We start from the raw sequence: 15,900 nt of genomic DNA, 5'->3' as shown, positions 1-15,900 counted from the left end.
ACTAAGCTTAAAGCGCCCTTATTGATAAAACAAATTCATATTTTTTATCGATCCTATAAAATAATGGCATTATTAACCGGATGCCAAACACCGACTGATGGACATCGCCAGCCTGCACGCTTTTGTCACTATCGCCGACCACGGTTCGTTTTCATCTGCCGCCAACCGCTTGCATGTCACGCAACCGGCCGTCAGCAAACGGATCGCCACGCTGGAAGAAGAATTGAACGTCCGCCTGTTCGACCGCTTGGGCCGGACGGTGCGTCTGACTGAGGCAGGAACGCTGTTACTGCCGCGGGCGCGGCGGATTCTGGCCGAAGTGGATGACAGCCGCCGGGCGCTGCGCAATCTCTCTGGCCTCGTCACCGGCACCCTGACGCTCGCCACCAGCCACCACATCGGCCTGCACCGTTTGCCACCGGTATTGCGAATCTTTACCGCCCGCTACCCGCGAGTGCGATTGGATATGCGCTTCATGGATTCGGAAGTCGCTTGCGCGGTGATGCTGCGCGGTGAGACGGAGCTGGCGATCATCACGCTACCACCCGACGTCGAAGCGCCGTTAGAGACTTTGCCCTTATGGCCCGATCCGCTAGTCATCGTTGCGTCGCGCACTCACCCGCTCGCGCGCTCGCCCGTCACCGATCTGAAGCAGTTAGCCGAACATCCCGCTATTCTGCCGAGCGAGGCCACGTTCACCCGGCGCATCTTCGAGCAGGAACTAGCGCGCCTTGATGCGAGTATTTCGATCGCCTTCGCCACTAATTACCTGGAAACCATCAAGATGATGGTCGCGGTCGGCCTAGGCTGGAGCGTGTTGCCACGCACCATGCTAGATGGTGATTTGGTGGAAATCCCGATTGCTGGCTTAAGCCTGGAGCGAATGTTAGGGGTAGTAAGGCACACCGGCCACACCCTATCGAATGCGGCAAAAGCATTGCTAAATATTTTGCAAGACCCATCGATGTTTGAAGAGATTAAAAATGATTTCAGAACGTGTGCTACAGACATTTCAGGCAGCGTTCAACCTATTGACCCCTAATCATAATCTGGCAAACAACGCCAGCGTTTAACCCCTATAAACCTCGTCTTGTGGATTATGTATACCAACAGCCATCAACGCTGTTCGAGCAAAGCTTTTCAAAGATTTTGATAATCGATCAAAACAAAAATCATTGAAAAGCGCCCGCCACTCATCTTGAAAGGATTGGAGATAATCCCCATGATTAGCATTAAAACGCGCCCGTTCGGAACACCAAGTAGAAATGCATTTATTTAATAAAATCTTAGCTTCTTTATCTTGTTCAGTTTCACATAATAGCCTATAGCTATAAATACCCATGTTTAATACTGTCGATTTATTATGAGCGTTCGTTATATTGCCCTCATGCAACCTTCGGAGCTGTCCGACATAATTATTGATCCCCACTTGGGTGAAACGGGCTAATTTATAATAAAAATAAAAATCTACACTAGCTGTCAGATTTTCATTAAACCCCTTTTCGTATTTCAGCATCGAGCGCCTTATCATCAGAGTACCCATAATACCAAAATTTTCTTTGGCAAGGACCCTGCACGGGGTTTGCAAAATCATTTCTTCCTTATTACTAAGGGTATGCCAGAATTCAGGGCAGGATTGAAAATGAGGGGTTCTATAAAATTTATCCTTCGCAAAATTTATATAATTACAAAAAACCATGCCAGCATCAGGATGTCTCTCTAAAAAATCAACTTGTTTTGAAAGGCAGCCCTGAACCATCAGATCATCACTATCAAAAAAACACAGGTAGTCGCCATGACTGTGCGCCAGCCCAACATTCCTGGGAGTCGCCGGCCCGCCACTGGCATTCTGATGGAAATAACGTATACGAGGCTGATACTTGTGAGCGATTTCAGCGGTTTTATCCGTAGAACCATCATCCACAACAATAATTTCAATACTTTGGTACGTCTGGGATAAAATGCTTTCCAGGCATTCCACAAGAAAGTCTTCTGCATTATGCGCAGGTATAATCAATGAAATGAGGGGTGCGGTCTGCATGTTTATCGCCTGCCTATTACAGAATCACTCACTATTCTTCGACTCAGTAGCTATAAATTAGGATTTCCAAAGCCAAAGCTCCTTTTGAATGCCCCAGCACAGAGACAAGCGTTCTATATCCAGGGTCAACGACAACCCTATAAACTTGCCAGCTGTCTCATTTAACTGAGCGCCAAACCCATTAACAGCAGGCAAAATTTACACCAAATAGAGCGGCCGACATCAATTCCGGTCGGATCGTGCAAAACCTCAAATAACCTTTCTTATTACCTTGACTTTATATCATTCATGCAATTTTCTCGATGATTCCCGCTGATGGCCTAACCGAATCCTGTGCTCGAATGTGGCCCTCCGTTCGAAGGGCTCAAGATTTGCTAAGCTATCGTTCAACCCACCCTCATGCCGTCTCCATTCTAGAACCATGGAACCTACATCTTTATCCCTGCCAAATCACGTCGCGCTGATCACCGGCGGCGGTCGGGGCATCGGCGCCGCCACCGCCGAAGCGCTGGCGCGCAAGGGCGCTCGCGTCATTGTGGCCAGCCGAACTGAATCCGAGCTGACCGCCACGGTCGCGCGACTGCGCGCCGCCGGCCTCAATGCGGCGTATCAAGTGCTGGATGTTGCTGACGATGCGGCGGTGCAAACGGTCTTTGAAGGAATCGCTGTCGAATTTGGCCGGCTCGATATCCTGATCAACAACGCCGCCATTCTGCTGAGTGGCGCGTTTGCGGAGCTGGAGCTGGCCGACTGGGACCAGTTGATGGCCGTGAACCTGCGCGGCGCAATGCTGTGCGCGCGACAAGCGTTTCGGTTGATGCAAGATCGCGGCGGTAGCATCGTCAATGTATCCTCGCTAGGAGGGGTGCAAAATACCGAGAAATTTCCTGGATACGCCGCCTACACAGTCAGCAAATTCGCCTTGACCGGCCTGACCGAGGCACTGGCGGCCGAAGGCCAAGACCGCAATATTCGGGTCAACGGCGTCGCGCCGGGCGCGGTGGACACGGTCATGCTGCGCAATGCCGCGCCACATCTGCGCACTCGCACCACCCCCGCCGACGTGGCCAAGGTCATTGCGTTTCTGTGTGATCCCACCGAATCGGGTTGCATGACCGGTGCGACTCTGACCATCAACAGCAACCTGTAAATACCTCAGCGCCAATGCTCGCCGCCATCCGCTCAAGACCGTTCGCCAGAGCGAGCGGGTAGAAACAAATCCCGTACATGGCGTGCCCGACAGGTGCGTGACAACAAGAAAGCCAGGGTAATCACATTGCCGAGCACGAACAGCGCAATGATCCAGACCACCGCCCGCCGGGGGACGGGTTCGACCAAGGCTATCCAAACCGCAACGAACAGCAGTCCCACACCGAGATCCAACAAGGCAACGATCCCCCAGGGATCAGCGGCCACATATCGGAAGCCGCCCAGCACACTACCCTGATTGCCAGCAATCAGAATTACCGTCACCAACAAGCCAAGCAGCAGTCCGCAGACGATGACAGCAACGCGTAACATGGAAATTCTCCAGGCGCTCAATTAACTTATCCTTCAAGACCGCGCCAGGGCTAAGAAGTGCGCTTAGCGGCCTGCAATCATCCTGACCTGGCGACCCTTTACCGGCAAACGATCGAGAAGATTTTGAAGGATCACGCCCAATGCTGAAAAACGCCAGCGCCTTCATGGAGTCTGGTTACCTGCCAGATTGGCTGATCCGAATCGGTGTCCGTCGGCTGTGGGTCGACCGCGCGAACCCTCCTTTCGTCACCCTCCAAACCCAATTCGCCAACATCGAGCACGCCGAGCTTCCCGTCGGTTTTTTTCAGAATGTGCTGGGCCCCAGATTGCACTACAGCGCCGGTTGGTGGCCAGACGAGGCGCGCGATCTGGAAACCGCCGAAGCCGCCATGCTGGCGCTGATCTGCGAGCGGGCCGAACTCGGTTTCGATCAGGACATTCTGGAATTGGGCTGCGGCTGGGGTTCGCTGACCTTGTGGCTGGCCGAGTTTTATCCCGACTCAAGATTCGTGGCGGTCTCGACTTCCCGGTCCCAACGGGACTTCATCGAAGCGCGCTGCCGAGAACGCGGTTTCACCAACGTTCGAGCGACCGTCGGCCCGAACGACTTGGCCGCCGACCGCCGCTTCGACCGGGTGCTGTCGGTGGCAACGTTCGAGCGCCGACCTCATGACCCTGGAGGGCTGCACCCGCTTCATGGCCGGCTCAAACTCGGTGGCAAGTTGTTCGTCCAAACCGACGGCTTGCAACCCGGGGGCGATCTGCCCTCACGCTTTCAGCACGGTTTGAAACTGGAAGACCAGTGGCCCTGCAACGGCCGTCATTACCAGCGTACCCTGGAAGCTTGGCTGGCGAATCTGGACCAACAACGTGACACCATCCTGGCGCTGTTCCGGCCATGCTACGGGCCGGATCAGGCGGAACGCTGGTTGCAGCGCTGGCGCATCTTGTTCATGGCCCGCGCCGAACGGTTCGGGCGGCGCGCGGGCGAGCGCTGGGGCGTCTCCCACTATCGCTTCAGCAGCACCTGAAGCGCGCTTTCATCCCCGCCTGAACGGCAACATTCGATTCAAAAACCGATCCCGGTCGAACAGGTGGTGCTTGAGGCCGAGTCCGACATGCCAGGCGATGACCACCACGGCGGCATAACCGACGACGATATGAACGACCCGCGCCAGCGTGGCCAGCAACTCGTGCTTGCCGACGGGGTTCGCCAGCTCGTGCAGTCCGAACAGCTTGACTCCGAAACCGCCCGCCATGACGAACAGATAGCCGCTGATGGGCAACAGAAACATGCAGCCGTACAGCAAGTCTTCATTGCGGTGCGAGATCGCCCGCTCCGCCGCCGACAGCGTCGGCGCCCACTCCGGCAGCGGTGTCAGTTTACGCCATAGCCAGCGCACCAGCGCCAGACCGAGCAGCAACAAACCGATGGATTTGTGCCAGTCGTAATAATTGCTTTGAGTCAAGCCGAGCACCAGCTGGTCCCGCGCGAGACGGGTCATGATGTTGGCGCTGAGGTACTGATAGACGAACAGCAGGAACACCGACCAGTGTAAGAATCGAGTGACTGCACCGTAGTGTGTGGCGGAATTTTTCAGCATAAAACCTTCTCACCCGGTTGGTAGCCCCTCAAGTGCAACCCTCCGCGCAACGCGAGGAAACACTGGCCGGTGGCGCAACTCAGTCGTGGTCGTCGCGGATCGGCTTGTCGGTGAAGAGATAGCCTTTCAATTCTTCATCGAACTTCGGGTCTTTGCGGCGAATCCATTCCAAAAGCATGGACGCATGTTCTTTTTCCTCATCTCGATTGTGCGCGAGAATCGCTTTCAAGGATTTATCCTTGCAGGCATCGACCCGCTGGTTATACCAATCCACCGCCTCCAATTCTTCCATCAAGGAAACGATGGCCCGGTGCATGTCGCGGGTTTGCACGGACAGTTCGTCGATGGGTTCGTGATAACCTTCGCTCGCCATTTTGCTCTCCTCGTCAGCTACTCATTACAGAACGTCAGCGCACAACGCCAAGCCAATAGATTTAGACTGGCGCGGCGCGGACAGTTTGGCTGGCCATGACAATGCCACGCTCACGGCCTGCGCCGCAACAGCACATAGATCGCGCCGGTTCCGCCATCGACCGCGCGGGCCGAACAAAAAGCCAAGATCTCGTCGCGCTGGCGCAACCAATGGTTGATCTTTTGCTTGAGCACGGGTCCTCGGTGGCGGGAACCGTTGCCCTTGCCGTGGATGATGCGCACGCAATGCAGGTTGTCGCGGCGGGCACGTTGCAGAAAAACGGCCAGCACTTCCCGAGCGGCGGCGACGGTCATGCCGTGCAGGTCCAGCACCGCGCCGACCTGAAACTGGCCGCGCCGCAACTTGCGCAGCACGGCCTGCTGCACGCCCTCGCGGCGGTAGTACAATTCCTCGCCGGTCTCCAAGTCCGCCGGCTCGAAATAGTCCGAGACCATGTCGGCCAACACTTGCCGCTCGTCGGCCAAACTGAAGCGCGGGATCGGAGTCGCTCGAAGCGTGACGGGATCGATCCGGTCACAGCGCAACGGCCTGACCGCGCCGACGGTTCGTTGAAACAGCTCCCGATCTTGGGGATCGAGCACGAACGGCTTGCTCATGGGGCAACTCGCTGAAACGGCCGGACACGGCGCGGGCCGACCAACGACGGTCATTCTAACGTCAGTCCGGCCAGATATCCTAGACTCGCTTAGTCCGCCACGCCGGAGAACCCTCTCATCATGCGCATCCTGATCAGCAACGACGACGGCTATCAATCGCCGGGCCTGCTCCGCCTGGCCGCCGCCTTGAGCGAACTGGCCGAGATTACCGTGGTGGCGCCCGACCGCGACCGCAGCGGCGCCAGCAACTCGCTCAGCCTCAAAAATCCGCTCTACGTCGCCCGCCATGACAACGGTTTTTACAGCGTCGAAGGCACGCCGACCGACTGCGTCCACGTCGCTATCACCGGCTTGCTGGAACAGGAGCCGGACATGGTGGTCTCGGGCATCAACCACGGTCCCAACCTCGGCGATGATGTCATCTATTCCGGCACGGTGGCGGCGGCGATGCAAGGCCGCTTTCTCGGCTTGCCAGCCATCGCCATTTCGCAAGCCGCCTACCAACCCGAACATCTCGATACCGCCGCCAGGGCCGCGCTCTGGCTGGTGAAACGCCTGCCCGAGCGAACCCTGCCGCCCGATATCATTCTCAACGTCAACGTGCCGGATTTACCGTGGGAGCAATTGGCCGGCTTTCAAGCCACTCGGCTCGGCCACCGCCACAAGGCCGAACCGGTCATCAAGAGCGCCGATCCGCGCGGCCGCCCGATTTACTGGGTGGGTCCGTCCGGCCCCGAACAGGACGCCGGACCGGGTACGGATTTCCATGCCGTGCGGGAACGCTTCATCTCGATCACCCCCTTGCAAGTCGACCTGACCCGTCATGCGGCGCTGCCGGCCCTGAAGGGTTGGCTGGACGGTCCGACGCCCTGACACCCCCCGATCAGGAACAATGCTGCACCTTGCAGCCTCGATTACAAACTAGTGGACTCCTCCGCCACGGACAGCTTATCATCAGCCCTCGCCGGGAATCAGGAGCCAATAGAGGGCCTTACGGCCCTCGACTGTTTCAGGCGACGGTCAAGAGCGCAACCGTGCCACGGCGGGCGCGGCGCGCCACACCGCTTCAGGCAAATTTATAAGTATAAATGACGCGGCAAGCATCTCCTGCCCCAGCGCCAATACAACAATTCCACCAAGCGAAGCAGGTCGAGGAGGTTACCCAATGTCCCGACGGATGAACGCCTCTCTGGAGGTCGTTGCGTGCGACGACGAGTTGCATTTGGAAGAGTCCTTATTGGACGAAGACAAGCTGGAAGAGGATGTCGAGGACGAAGCGATTGTCGAGGAAGAGGATCTGGAAATGGAAGTACCGTGGCCGGCGCCCGCCGCAGCCAGCCGGGAAATCACTCTGGAGGAATTGGACGCCACCCGCATGTATCTGAGCGAAATCGGTTTCTCACCGTTGCTCACCGCTCAGGAAGAAGTCTACTACGCCCGCCGAGTCTTACAGGGCGACGCCAGCGCCCGCAACCGCATGGTCGAAAGCAACCTGCGCCTGGTGGTCAAAATCGCCCGCCGCTACATGAATCGGGGGCTCAGCCTGCTCGATCTGATCGAGGAAGGCAATCTGGGCTTGATCCACGCCGTTGAAAAATTCGATCCCGAACGCGGTTTCCGATTCTCGACCTACGCCACCTGGTGGATCCGCCAGACCATCGAACGGGCGTTGATGAACCAAACCCGCACGATCCGGCTACCGATCCACATCATCAAGGAAATCAACGGTTATTTGCGCTCCGCACGGCACTTGGCGCAAACGCTGGACCACGAACCCACCGCCGAGGATATCGCCCAGGCGCTGGGCTGCTCGGCCGCCGAAGTGAAACGAATGTTGCAGCTCAACGAACGGGTCGCTTCGGTGGATACCCCCATCGGCAAGGATGAAGACCGCTCGCTGCTGGATGCCATCCCCGACGATAACAATCCAGATCCCTCGCAATTGCTGCAAGATTCCGACCTCAACGAAAAGCTGGACTTGTGGCTGGATCAGTTGAACGACAAGCAGCGAATCGTGGTGAAACGGCGCTTCGGTCTCGGCGGCCAGGAAAAAGCCACCCTGGAACAAGTCGGCAACGAAATCGGCGTCACCCGCGAGCGAGTGCGGCAAATTCAGATCGATGCGCTGCGCCGGTTGCGCAAGATTCTGGAAACCGAAGGTTTTTCGCAGGACTTCCTCTAACGGCGGCTTGACGCCGCCGCTCTCGCCGGCTCGACCCGCCACGATCGGGCGAGCCGCCCCCAACTTTGGAGCGCGGGGATCACTGCTCGATCATCAACAAGGCCGCCGCTATCCGGCGGCCTTCCAGCATGATGACGTTATAGGTCCGACAAGCCGCCGCCGTATCCATGATTTCCACGCCGATACCCCGAGCCAACAACGGCCGCAGCTGCGGCGGCGGCGGAAAGTGCTGGCGCGCGCCGGTCCCCACGATCACGATTTCGGGCTCCAACCGCGCGACGGCCGCGAAGTGGGCCTCCTCCAAGTCAGCGAAGGTCTGGGGCGGCCAATCGGCGATCAATTGCTCCGCCGTGACGACCACGCTGTGTCGGATTTCCGTTTCGTTGATCTTGACCCAACCCGGACCATAGCTTTTGATAAAGTGATGGTGGGCATCTATTTCAAGATTGAAGCGCACGCGCAACCTCTCCGCATAGCTGATAACCGGCCGCGGGCGCCAACCAGCCCGCCCAAAATCGACCGTACTCCAGATCCCGCCGACCAACCCCCGCCGCCACGTTGCCTGTAACCGGGAGCACCCATCATGACCACTACCCCTTACACCCTGCACGCCCTGGAACTGGGCCGGATGAACAATTTTATCTACGTGATCCACGACCGCGCCAGCGACCGCGCGGCGGTAGTCGATCCCGCTTGGGACGTGCCGAGCATTATCGCCCTGACCGAACGGCAGGGGTTGAAAATTACCGATATCTTACTCACTCACAGTCATTTCGATCATATCAACGGGGTCGAGGCTCTGTTGGAGCACAGCGACGCTCAACTGCACCTGCTCAAGGCCGAGGCGGCGTTTTGGAATCGCTATCTCGACCTGCCGACCCTGCACGAAGGCGGCGATCGCATCGCGCTGGGCGAAACCGCCATCGAAATCCTGCACACGCCCGGCCACACCCCAGGATCGGCCTGTTATCGGCTGAACGATCAGGTCTTGACCGGCGATACCTTGTTCGTGTTCGGTTGCGGGCGCTGCGATCTGCGCGGCGGCGATCCCGAACAGATGTATCACAGCTTGCGTCGCTTGGGCGAGCGCCTGCCGGGCGGCACCGTGATTCGGCCCGGCCACAATTACGGCATCACCCCGACCTCGACCATGCTAGACCAGAGCGATGGCAACCCGTTCCTGCATTTCGACGACTGCCCGCGTTTCGTCGAATACCGGATGCACCTGCACGACCGCGAGGAGCCGTACCGGCCGGAACCGCGACCGCACCGCCGCCCGCATTGAGGCCAGGGCGATGATCGTCAATTGCACCGCCTACATTGCTGGCCGCAAGCTCGACAACATCGCCCTGGAAGAGATTCCAGCGATCCGGCAGCAGCCGGACACCTTCGTTTGGCTAGGGCTGTTCGAACCCGACGAAGCCCTGATGACGCGAGTCCAGCAATTGTTCGGCTTGCATGAACTCGCCGCCGAGGACGCCCACCACGCCCACCAGCGGCCCAAGGTGGAACTGTACGGCGATTGTTTGTTCATCGTATTGCGTACCGCGCAAGCCACCGAGGACAAGCTCGATTTCGGCGAAACCCACATCTTCGTCGGCCCGCACTATCTGGTGACGGTACGGCATGGGGCTTCGCTGGCTTACGCGCCGGTGCGCGCCCGCTGCGAAAAGGCTCCGAACCTGTTGCGCAAGGGGCCGGGTTTCGCCCTATACGCCATTCTCGATTTCGTGGTGGATCAGTATTTCCCGATTCTCAGCGGTATCGAAGACGCGGTGGAAGACCTGGAGGAACGGTTCTTTAAGGGCGATTTCGATGAAGGCGACATCAGCCGCTTGTACGAATTCAAACGCGATCTGGTCGGGTTGCGCCGCGCCATCGCGCCGCTGGTCGAAGTGTGCAATTATCTGCTGACCGACGTGTTCAACGACTATATTTCCGACGATATTCGCCCCTATTTTCGGGATGTCTACGACCACACGCTGCGCATCAACGAAACCATAGACGCCACTCGCGAAACGCTGGCGCTCGCCCTGCAAATCAGCTTGTCGCTGGCCGGGGCCCGCCAGAACGACGCCACCAAGCGACTGGCCGGCTGGGGCGCGCTGCTGGCGGCGCCGACCATGATCTTCAGCATTTACGGCATGAACTTCAAAGGCTGGTTTCCCGAGCTGGAATGGCAGTACGGCTATCCCATGGTGATGGGCAGCGTCACCGTCGCCTGCCTGCTGCTGTACTGGAAACTGAAGAAATCAGGATGGCTGTAGATGGTTCATCTGGCTCCTATCGGCGTCGTCCGCTCCTGCTTTCGCCAGAAGTTCGGCATACCCCGCCAACCGGGGCTGGCTCCAGCGGCGCGGGCGACGCTGGAGCTGCTGCCGCCGTACAACCAGCCGGCGGCGGTGCGGGGCCTGGAAGGTTTCTCCCACGTCTGGCTGGTGTTCGTGTTTCACGGCATTCCGGCCGGGCGCTGGCAACCGACCGTGCGACCGCCGCGCCTGGGCGGCAACCGGCGCTTGGGGGTTTTCGCCACTCGTTCCACCTTCCGACCCAATCCCCTCGGTCTGTCGGCGGTGCGGCTGGAGCGCGTGACCATCGAGCGGGGCAGCGTCATCTTGCATCTGGCGGGTATCGATCTACTGGATGGCACGCCGGTGCTGGACCTCAAACCTTATGTGCCCTACGCCGATTGCATTCCGACCGCGACCGGCGGTTTTGCGAGCGATGCGCCGCCCTCGGCAGTGGCGGTAGAGTTCAGCCCGGCGGCGCTGGCGGTCTGTGCGACTTGGCGGGAGGGTGATTTGAGAGAGCTGATCGCGCAACTACTGAGTCAAGACCCGCGACCGGCCTACGAGGGAATCGATCCCGCACCCCGACCTTACGGCATGAAGCTGTTGGACTTCGACGTGCGCTGGGAAATGCGCGGCGCGATGGCTTATGTGACGGAGATCGCACCGACGCTCACCCCGCCGCCTACGCCAGCAACCGGACCGCCTCCCCCAGCGGACAGGCTCGGATCGCCTCATCCAACAGATCGATGACGCGATGGCGCGGGAAGCTCTTGCGCCAGGCCAGCGCCACGACCCGCGTCGGCGGCGGCGGCGCGAACGGCCGCACGCCGAGCAGATCGCTGACTTGCGCATAACCGCTGACCGAGGTGTAAGGCAGGACGGTGACCCCCATGCCGGTCGCCACCATCAGCCGAATGGTCTCCAGCGAACTGCCTTCCAAGGTCCGCTGCATGTTGTCCGAACCGACGCCCAACCGGTTACATTCCGGGCAAAACCGCAAGACCTGATCCCGGAAACAGTGACCGGGCCCCAGCAACAACAAATCCTGTTGAGCCAGCAGCGTTGCGTCGATCTGCTCCGCCTGCTCCAAAGGATGGCCGGTCGGCACCAGCACCACGAACGGTTCTTCGTAGACCGATTGAGTCGCCACTCCCGGCTCGTCGAAAGGCAACGACAGGATCAAGACATCCAGCTCGCCGTCTTTGAGCCGCTCGTTCAGCACCGCCGTATAGTTTTCTTCGATCTGCAACGGCATGTTGGGTGCCCGGCGGCGCAAGCGTGGAATCAGATGCGGCAGCAGATAAGGGCCGATGGTGTAGATCACCCCCAGCCGCAACCTGCCGGTCAGCTCGTCCTGCCCTTGACTGGCGAGCTGTTTGACGGCGGCGGCGGCTTCCAGCACCCGTTGCGCTTGCTCGACGATGCGCCGGCCGACCAAGGTGACGGTCACCTCGCCGGGCGCGCGTTCGAACAGGGTCACCCCCAATTCATCTTCCAGCTTGCGCACCGCCACGCTCAGCGTGGGTTGGCTGATGTGGCAGGCTTCGGCGGCGCGGCCGAAATGCCGCTCGCGGGCGACGGCGACGATGTAGCGTAATTCGTTTAGAGTCATAAAGATAATATCGAATGGTGCGCTATCGAACGGCGAGCGGCCCGGCCGGTCAACGTGGACAGCGGCCGCGTTTGCGTGTAGGTTATTTAGGTTTTTTCCGCGTTTGACCGCAGCATCTTCAAGCACGCGCGCACTTCAAGCAATCCTGTGGAAATCCATTAGCGTCTGGAGGCTTCATGGCGTACAAGCATATCCGCATCCCCACCAGCGGCGAGAAAATTTCGATCAAAGACGGCAAGCTGCAAGTCCCGGATCAACCTATCCTCGGCTATGTCGAGGGCGACGGCATCGGTCCTGACATCACCAAGGCGTCTTTGCGCGTTTGGGACGCGGCGGTCGAGGAAGCCTACGGCGGCCAGCGCAAGATCCACTGGTGCGAAATCTATCTGGGCGAGAAAGCGGCCGGGCTTTACGATGGCAATTATTTCCCTGACGAAACCCTGGAAGCCATCAAGGAACTGGTCGTCGCCATCAAGGGTCCCCTGACCACTCCGATCGGCGGTGGGTTCCGCTCGCTGAACGTCGCGCTGCGCCAGGATCTGGATCTGTACGCTTGCGTGCGGCCGGTGCGCTACTACGCCGGCGTACCCTCCCCCATGCGCCACCCCGAGAAGGTGGACGTGGTGATCTTCCGCGAAAACACCGAAGACGTCTACGCCGGCATCGAGTACAAATCCGGCACGCCGGAAAACGCCAAGCTGGCCAAGTTCCTGCGCGAGGAAATGGGTGCCGAGTTCTTCGACGACGCCGGTCTCGGCATCAAACCGATTTCGGCGTTTGGCTCCAAGCGGCTGGTGCGCAAAGCCATTCAGTACGCCATCGACCACGGCCGCGACAGCGTGACCCTGGTCCACAAGGGCAACATCATGAAGTTCACGGAAGGCGCCTTCCGAAACTGGGGTTATGAAATCGCTCGCGACGAATTTCCCGATCACACCATCACCGAGGACGAGTTATACAGCGTGTACGGCGGCAAGCAGCCGGCCGGCAAGGTGGTCATCAAGGACCGTATCGCCGACATCATCTTTCAGTTGCTGCAATTGCGGCCGGAAGAATTCTCGGTGTTGGCCACCATGAATCTCAACGGCGACTACTTGTCCGACGCGGTGGCGGCGGAAGTGGGTGGCATCGGTATCGCGCCGGGCGCCAACATGGCCGACCACGTGGCCGTGTTCGAAGCCACTCACGGCACCGCGCCCAAGTACGCCAATCAAGACAAGGTGAACCCCGGCTCGCTGATGCTGTCGGGCGTCATGATGCTGCAATACATGGGTTGGACCGAGGCCGCCGAACTGATCGAGTCGGCGCTGGCGCGGGTGATCGCCGACAAAACCGTCACTTACGACTTCGCCCGGCAGATGACTGGCGCCACTGAAGTGCCGACCAGTAAGTTCGGCGACCTGTTGATCGTCAAGATGCGGGAGCAAGGGCCGATCCTGCGCAAGGAAATCGAGCACCGCCGCCAGCACCAGGAAGAATCGCGTCGGGTCTTGGAAGCCGCCCGCGTGGCCGATCCCGTCCAAGCGATGATCGCCTCCGGCCACATGCCGACCACCATCGGCAATATTATGTCGTCGGTGGTGACGGTGAAGAACGACGCGCTGGTCAGCGCCGCGATGCACACCATGGTCGAGCAAGGGGTGGACGCGGTGATGGTCGAGCCGGACGCCAGCGGTCAATGGGGCATCATGACCGATCGTGACGTGCTGAAGAAGATCATCAGCGTAAACCGTTCGCCGGCGCAGGTCAGAGTAAGCGAAGTCACCACGCGGCCTCTGGTGACGGCCAAACGGGAAATGTCGCTGTCCGGCGCGGCCAAGCGGATGGCTGAGGCCAATGTCCGCCGGGTCGTGGTCGAAGTGGACGGCACGCCGGTTGGCATGGTGACCGAAAACGATCTGTTCCGCACGGTGGAAGTCTTTGGCTGGGGAGCGGACGCTTGATCCAAACCCGCTGATGCCGCAACGACAGCGGCGCTCTCAGCGCAGCCCGCGGGCTGACTGGGAGCGCCGCTCCAGCGCCCTACTCAGAGGAACGTCAGCACCGAACATCATGGACCGCCGCGCTGCCCGCCTCTACCGGCCCAGCCAGCAACGGCTCCGAACCCCGGCAGCCGCTGGTGCAGCAGCGTCCGGGCTGGCGGCCGAACCAGCGAGGATCGCTAGCGTCATGATGAACGCCCCGGTCGAGCAGCCGCTCCACCAGCGCCACCCGCTCCTCGATGGGATAGCGCCGGTAAATCTCCCGTTTCATCGCCTCCGGCGAACCGCCGCCGTGCAGGCTGATCACCGAATACCAGCCGCCCTGATACGAAGCCGTCAGGTCTTCGATGAAGCGAGCCACCTCGATCCGCCGCGCGTAGGGAATGTCGGAGCGGACGGTCAGCACTTCCGAAATGCGGCCGGCGGTAGCCGGATTGTGGTCTTCATCAGGACCCGGCAACGCGACCACCAAGCCGCCCGACACCTGGTGGGCCAGGCGATGCATGTCGTAAATCTGGGTCGCCAACAGGAGCTTACCGATGTTGGCGAACACCGGTTCGGGCAGCGCGACGCCAGACCCATCCACTTCGGCGTACACCGACGCGGCCACGCCGCAAGCGTAGAAGCCTTCGACCAGTTTGATCAGCTCTACCATCGACTCGCGCAGCGCTGGGGCGCGTTCTGGGTCGAGACCGTTGGCTTCGATCATCAGCGCGCCGGCCCCGATCAATAAATCCCCGAAACCGGCCCGCGCGCCGATGCACGTATGGCGGTGCTGGGTGGCGTAGCAGTAAGTAAACTGCTCCGAATGCTGCCATTCGCCGGCCAGGAAAACCCGCTGCCACGGTACCAACACCCGATCGAACAGACAAACGCCGGTCGATTGGCCGTACTTGGCGCTGAACTTGGCGGCGGCCTCACCGGGCCGACCGGCGGGACGGGCGATGATGGTCAGCCCGGCCGCATCCACCGGCACGGCGCAGCACACCGCGAAATCCCGATCCGCTTCGGTCATGGCCCGACCTGGCATCACCAACAATTCGTGAACGTAAGGCGCGCCGGTGACGATGGCCTTGACCCCAGAGATGCGGATTCCCTCGGCGTCCCGCCCGACGATCCGAAGGTAAGCATCCTGATTCGGCTGGGCGTGCGGCCGCAGCGAGCGGTCGCCCTTGGCGTCAGTCATCGCCAACCCGAGGGTCAGATCGTGCTCTTGGACATGGCGCAGATACTCCAGCAGCCGCGCGTGATACTCACCGCCGGTTTCGGCATCGAGTTGCCGGGTCGCTTGCTGGATCGCCGCCAGCCCGTCGCCGCCCAGATAACGTTGGGCGCAACCTGTTTCCCGACAAACCAGCCGCACCGCCTCCAGTTTGTCCAGTAAATCCCGCGTGTCGCGCGGAATGGCGATCATGCGGTTCACCGTGCCGCCTCCGATGGCGGGCGCTCGCAGCCAGGGCGCCAATTCCTCGCGCAGCGCGAAATCGTAGGTGACCGCCACGCCCGCGATGCCGGGCGCCAACAGCGGCTCATCGGCGACCGATTCGACCCGGCGGCCGCTCACAAAAACAGTGGGCTGATAGCGCCGCAGCGATTCCCGATACTCAAGACCCGATAGGTGCATCTCGCTCTCCCGAT

General features: G+C 59.9%; 17 protein-coding genes. 9 read left to right on the top strand and 8 right to left on the bottom strand.

Annotated elements, in window-relative coordinates:
• Window positions 1–97: 97 nt before the first annotated feature.
• Window positions 98–1,042, top strand: a complete 945-nt coding sequence (locus IPK09_01600; GenBank protein ID MBK7982308.1) for a LysR family transcriptional regulator — start codon at window positions 98–100, stop codon at window positions 1,040–1,042.
• Between the two features lie 27 nt (window positions 1,043–1,069).
• On the opposite strand, the gene IPK09_01595 is transcribed toward IPK09_01600, so the two are convergent.
• Window positions 1,070–2,041 (bottom strand): glycosyltransferase family 2 protein, encoded by a 972-nt coding sequence (locus tag IPK09_01595; protein MBK7982307.1) that lies wholly within the window; start codon window positions 2,039–2,041, stop codon window positions 1,070–1,072.
• A 421-nt stretch (window positions 2,042–2,462) separates the two neighbouring features.
• On the opposite strand from IPK09_01595, the gene IPK09_01590 reads away from it, so the two are divergent.
• Window positions 2,463–3,191 (top strand): SDR family oxidoreductase, encoded by a 729-nt coding sequence (locus tag IPK09_01590; GenBank protein MBK7982306.1) that lies wholly within the window; start codon window positions 2,463–2,465, stop codon window positions 3,189–3,191.
• Between the two features lie 32 nt (window positions 3,192–3,223).
• Here the strand turns inward: IPK09_01590 and IPK09_01585 are convergent, their stop codons facing one another.
• Complete coding sequence (locus IPK09_01585) at window positions 3,224–3,562, bottom strand: hypothetical protein (GenBank protein MBK7982305.1); 339 nt, start codon at window positions 3,560–3,562, stop codon at window positions 3,224–3,226.
• Window positions 3,563–3,726: 164 nt separating this feature from the next.
• Here IPK09_01585 and IPK09_01580 point away from each other — a divergent pair, with 164 nt between their 5' ends.
• A complete protein-coding gene (locus IPK09_01580) occupies window positions 3,727–4,593 on the top strand; it encodes a class I SAM-dependent methyltransferase (protein MBK7982304.1) in 867 nt (288 codons plus the stop codon).
• Between the two features lie 9 nt (window positions 4,594–4,602).
• On the opposite strand, the gene IPK09_01575 is transcribed toward IPK09_01580, so the two are convergent.
• The 3 genes from IPK09_01575 to IPK09_01565 all read right to left on the bottom strand — a co-directional run bounded on the left by IPK09_01575 (window position 4,603) and on the right by IPK09_01565 (window position 6,195).
• Entirely contained in the window at window positions 4,603–5,166 is a 564-nt protein-coding gene (locus tag IPK09_01575) for a cytochrome b (GenBank protein MBK7982303.1), read from the bottom strand.
• A gap of 79 nt (window positions 5,167–5,245) precedes the next feature.
• Window positions 5,246–5,539 (bottom strand): ferritin, encoded by a 294-nt coding sequence (locus IPK09_01570; GenBank protein ID MBK7982302.1) that lies wholly within the window; start codon window positions 5,537–5,539, stop codon window positions 5,246–5,248.
• Window positions 5,540–5,649: 110 nt separating this feature from the next.
• Window positions 5,650–6,195 carry a Smr/MutS family protein gene (locus IPK09_01565; GenBank protein MBK7982301.1) on the bottom strand — a complete coding sequence of 182 codons (546 nt, stop codon included), beginning with the start codon at window positions 6,193–6,195 and terminating at the stop codon, window positions 5,650–5,652.
• A gap of 120 nt (window positions 6,196–6,315) precedes the next feature.
• Between IPK09_01565 and surE the strand changes: the two genes are divergently transcribed.
• Both surE and rpoS read left to right on the top strand, forming a co-directional pair.
• Window positions 6,316–7,068, top strand: coding sequence for a 5'/3'-nucleotidase SurE (gene surE, locus IPK09_01560; protein ID MBK7982300.1), 753 nt, complete (start codon window positions 6,316–6,318; stop codon window positions 7,066–7,068).
• A 304-nt stretch (window positions 7,069–7,372) separates the two neighbouring features.
• Entirely contained in the window at window positions 7,373–8,377 is a 1,005-nt protein-coding gene (gene rpoS, locus IPK09_01555) for an RNA polymerase sigma factor RpoS (protein MBK7982299.1), read from the top strand.
• 79 nt (window positions 8,378–8,456) lie between these two features.
• Here the strand turns inward: rpoS and IPK09_01550 are convergent, their stop codons facing one another.
• Complete coding sequence (locus IPK09_01550; GenBank protein ID MBK7982298.1) at window positions 8,457–8,816, bottom strand: Mth938-like domain-containing protein; 360 nt, start codon at window positions 8,814–8,816, stop codon at window positions 8,457–8,459.
• A 144-nt stretch (window positions 8,817–8,960) separates the two neighbouring features.
• Between IPK09_01550 and IPK09_01545 the strand changes: the two genes are divergently transcribed.
• From IPK09_01545 to tsaA, 3 genes are read left to right on the top strand one after another with little or no spacing between them, the layout of a single operon-like run.
• On the top strand, window positions 8,961–9,662 hold the full coding sequence (locus IPK09_01545) for an MBL fold metallo-hydrolase (protein MBK7982297.1): 702 nt from the start codon (window positions 8,961–8,963) through the stop codon (window positions 9,660–9,662).
• 10 nt (window positions 9,663–9,672) lie between these two features.
• Window positions 9,673–10,644, top strand: coding sequence for a magnesium/cobalt transporter CorA (corA, locus tag IPK09_01540; protein MBK7982296.1), 972 nt, complete (start codon window positions 9,673–9,675; stop codon window positions 10,642–10,644).
• Entirely contained in the window at window positions 10,645–11,418 is a 774-nt protein-coding gene (gene tsaA, locus IPK09_01535) for a tRNA (N6-threonylcarbamoyladenosine(37)-N6)-methyltransferase TrmO (GenBank protein MBK7982295.1), read from the top strand.
• Here the strand turns inward: tsaA and IPK09_01530 are convergent.
• Window positions 11,351–12,280 carry a hydrogen peroxide-inducible genes activator gene (locus tag IPK09_01530; protein MBK7982294.1) on the bottom strand — a complete coding sequence of 310 codons (930 nt, stop codon included), beginning with the start codon at window positions 12,278–12,280 and terminating at the stop codon, window positions 11,351–11,353. The two genes, tsaA and IPK09_01530, sit on opposite strands and share 68 nt — an antisense overlap.
• A 176-nt stretch (window positions 12,281–12,456) precedes the next feature.
• On the opposite strand from IPK09_01530, the gene icd reads away from it, so the two are divergent.
• Window positions 12,457–14,223, top strand: coding sequence for an isocitrate dehydrogenase (NADP(+)) (gene icd, locus IPK09_01525; GenBank protein ID MBK7982293.1), 1,767 nt, complete (start codon window positions 12,457–12,459; stop codon window positions 14,221–14,223).
• A 94-nt stretch (window positions 14,224–14,317) separates the two neighbouring features.
• Here the strand turns inward: icd and IPK09_01520 are convergent, their stop codons facing one another.
• A complete protein-coding gene (locus tag IPK09_01520) occupies window positions 14,318–15,886 on the bottom strand; it encodes a 4-hydroxyphenylacetate 3-hydroxylase (GenBank protein ID MBK7982292.1) in 1,569 nt (522 codons plus the stop codon).
• Window positions 15,887–15,900 lie beyond the last annotated feature (14 nt).

The sequence above is a fragment of the Candidatus Competibacteraceae bacterium genome, assembly GCA_016713505.1.
Classification (GTDB): Bacteria; Pseudomonadota; Gammaproteobacteria; order Competibacterales; family Competibacteraceae; genus Competibacter_A.
Note: the sequence above shows the minus strand (reverse complement) of the source record. Positions and strands in the feature narration are given on the sequence as shown.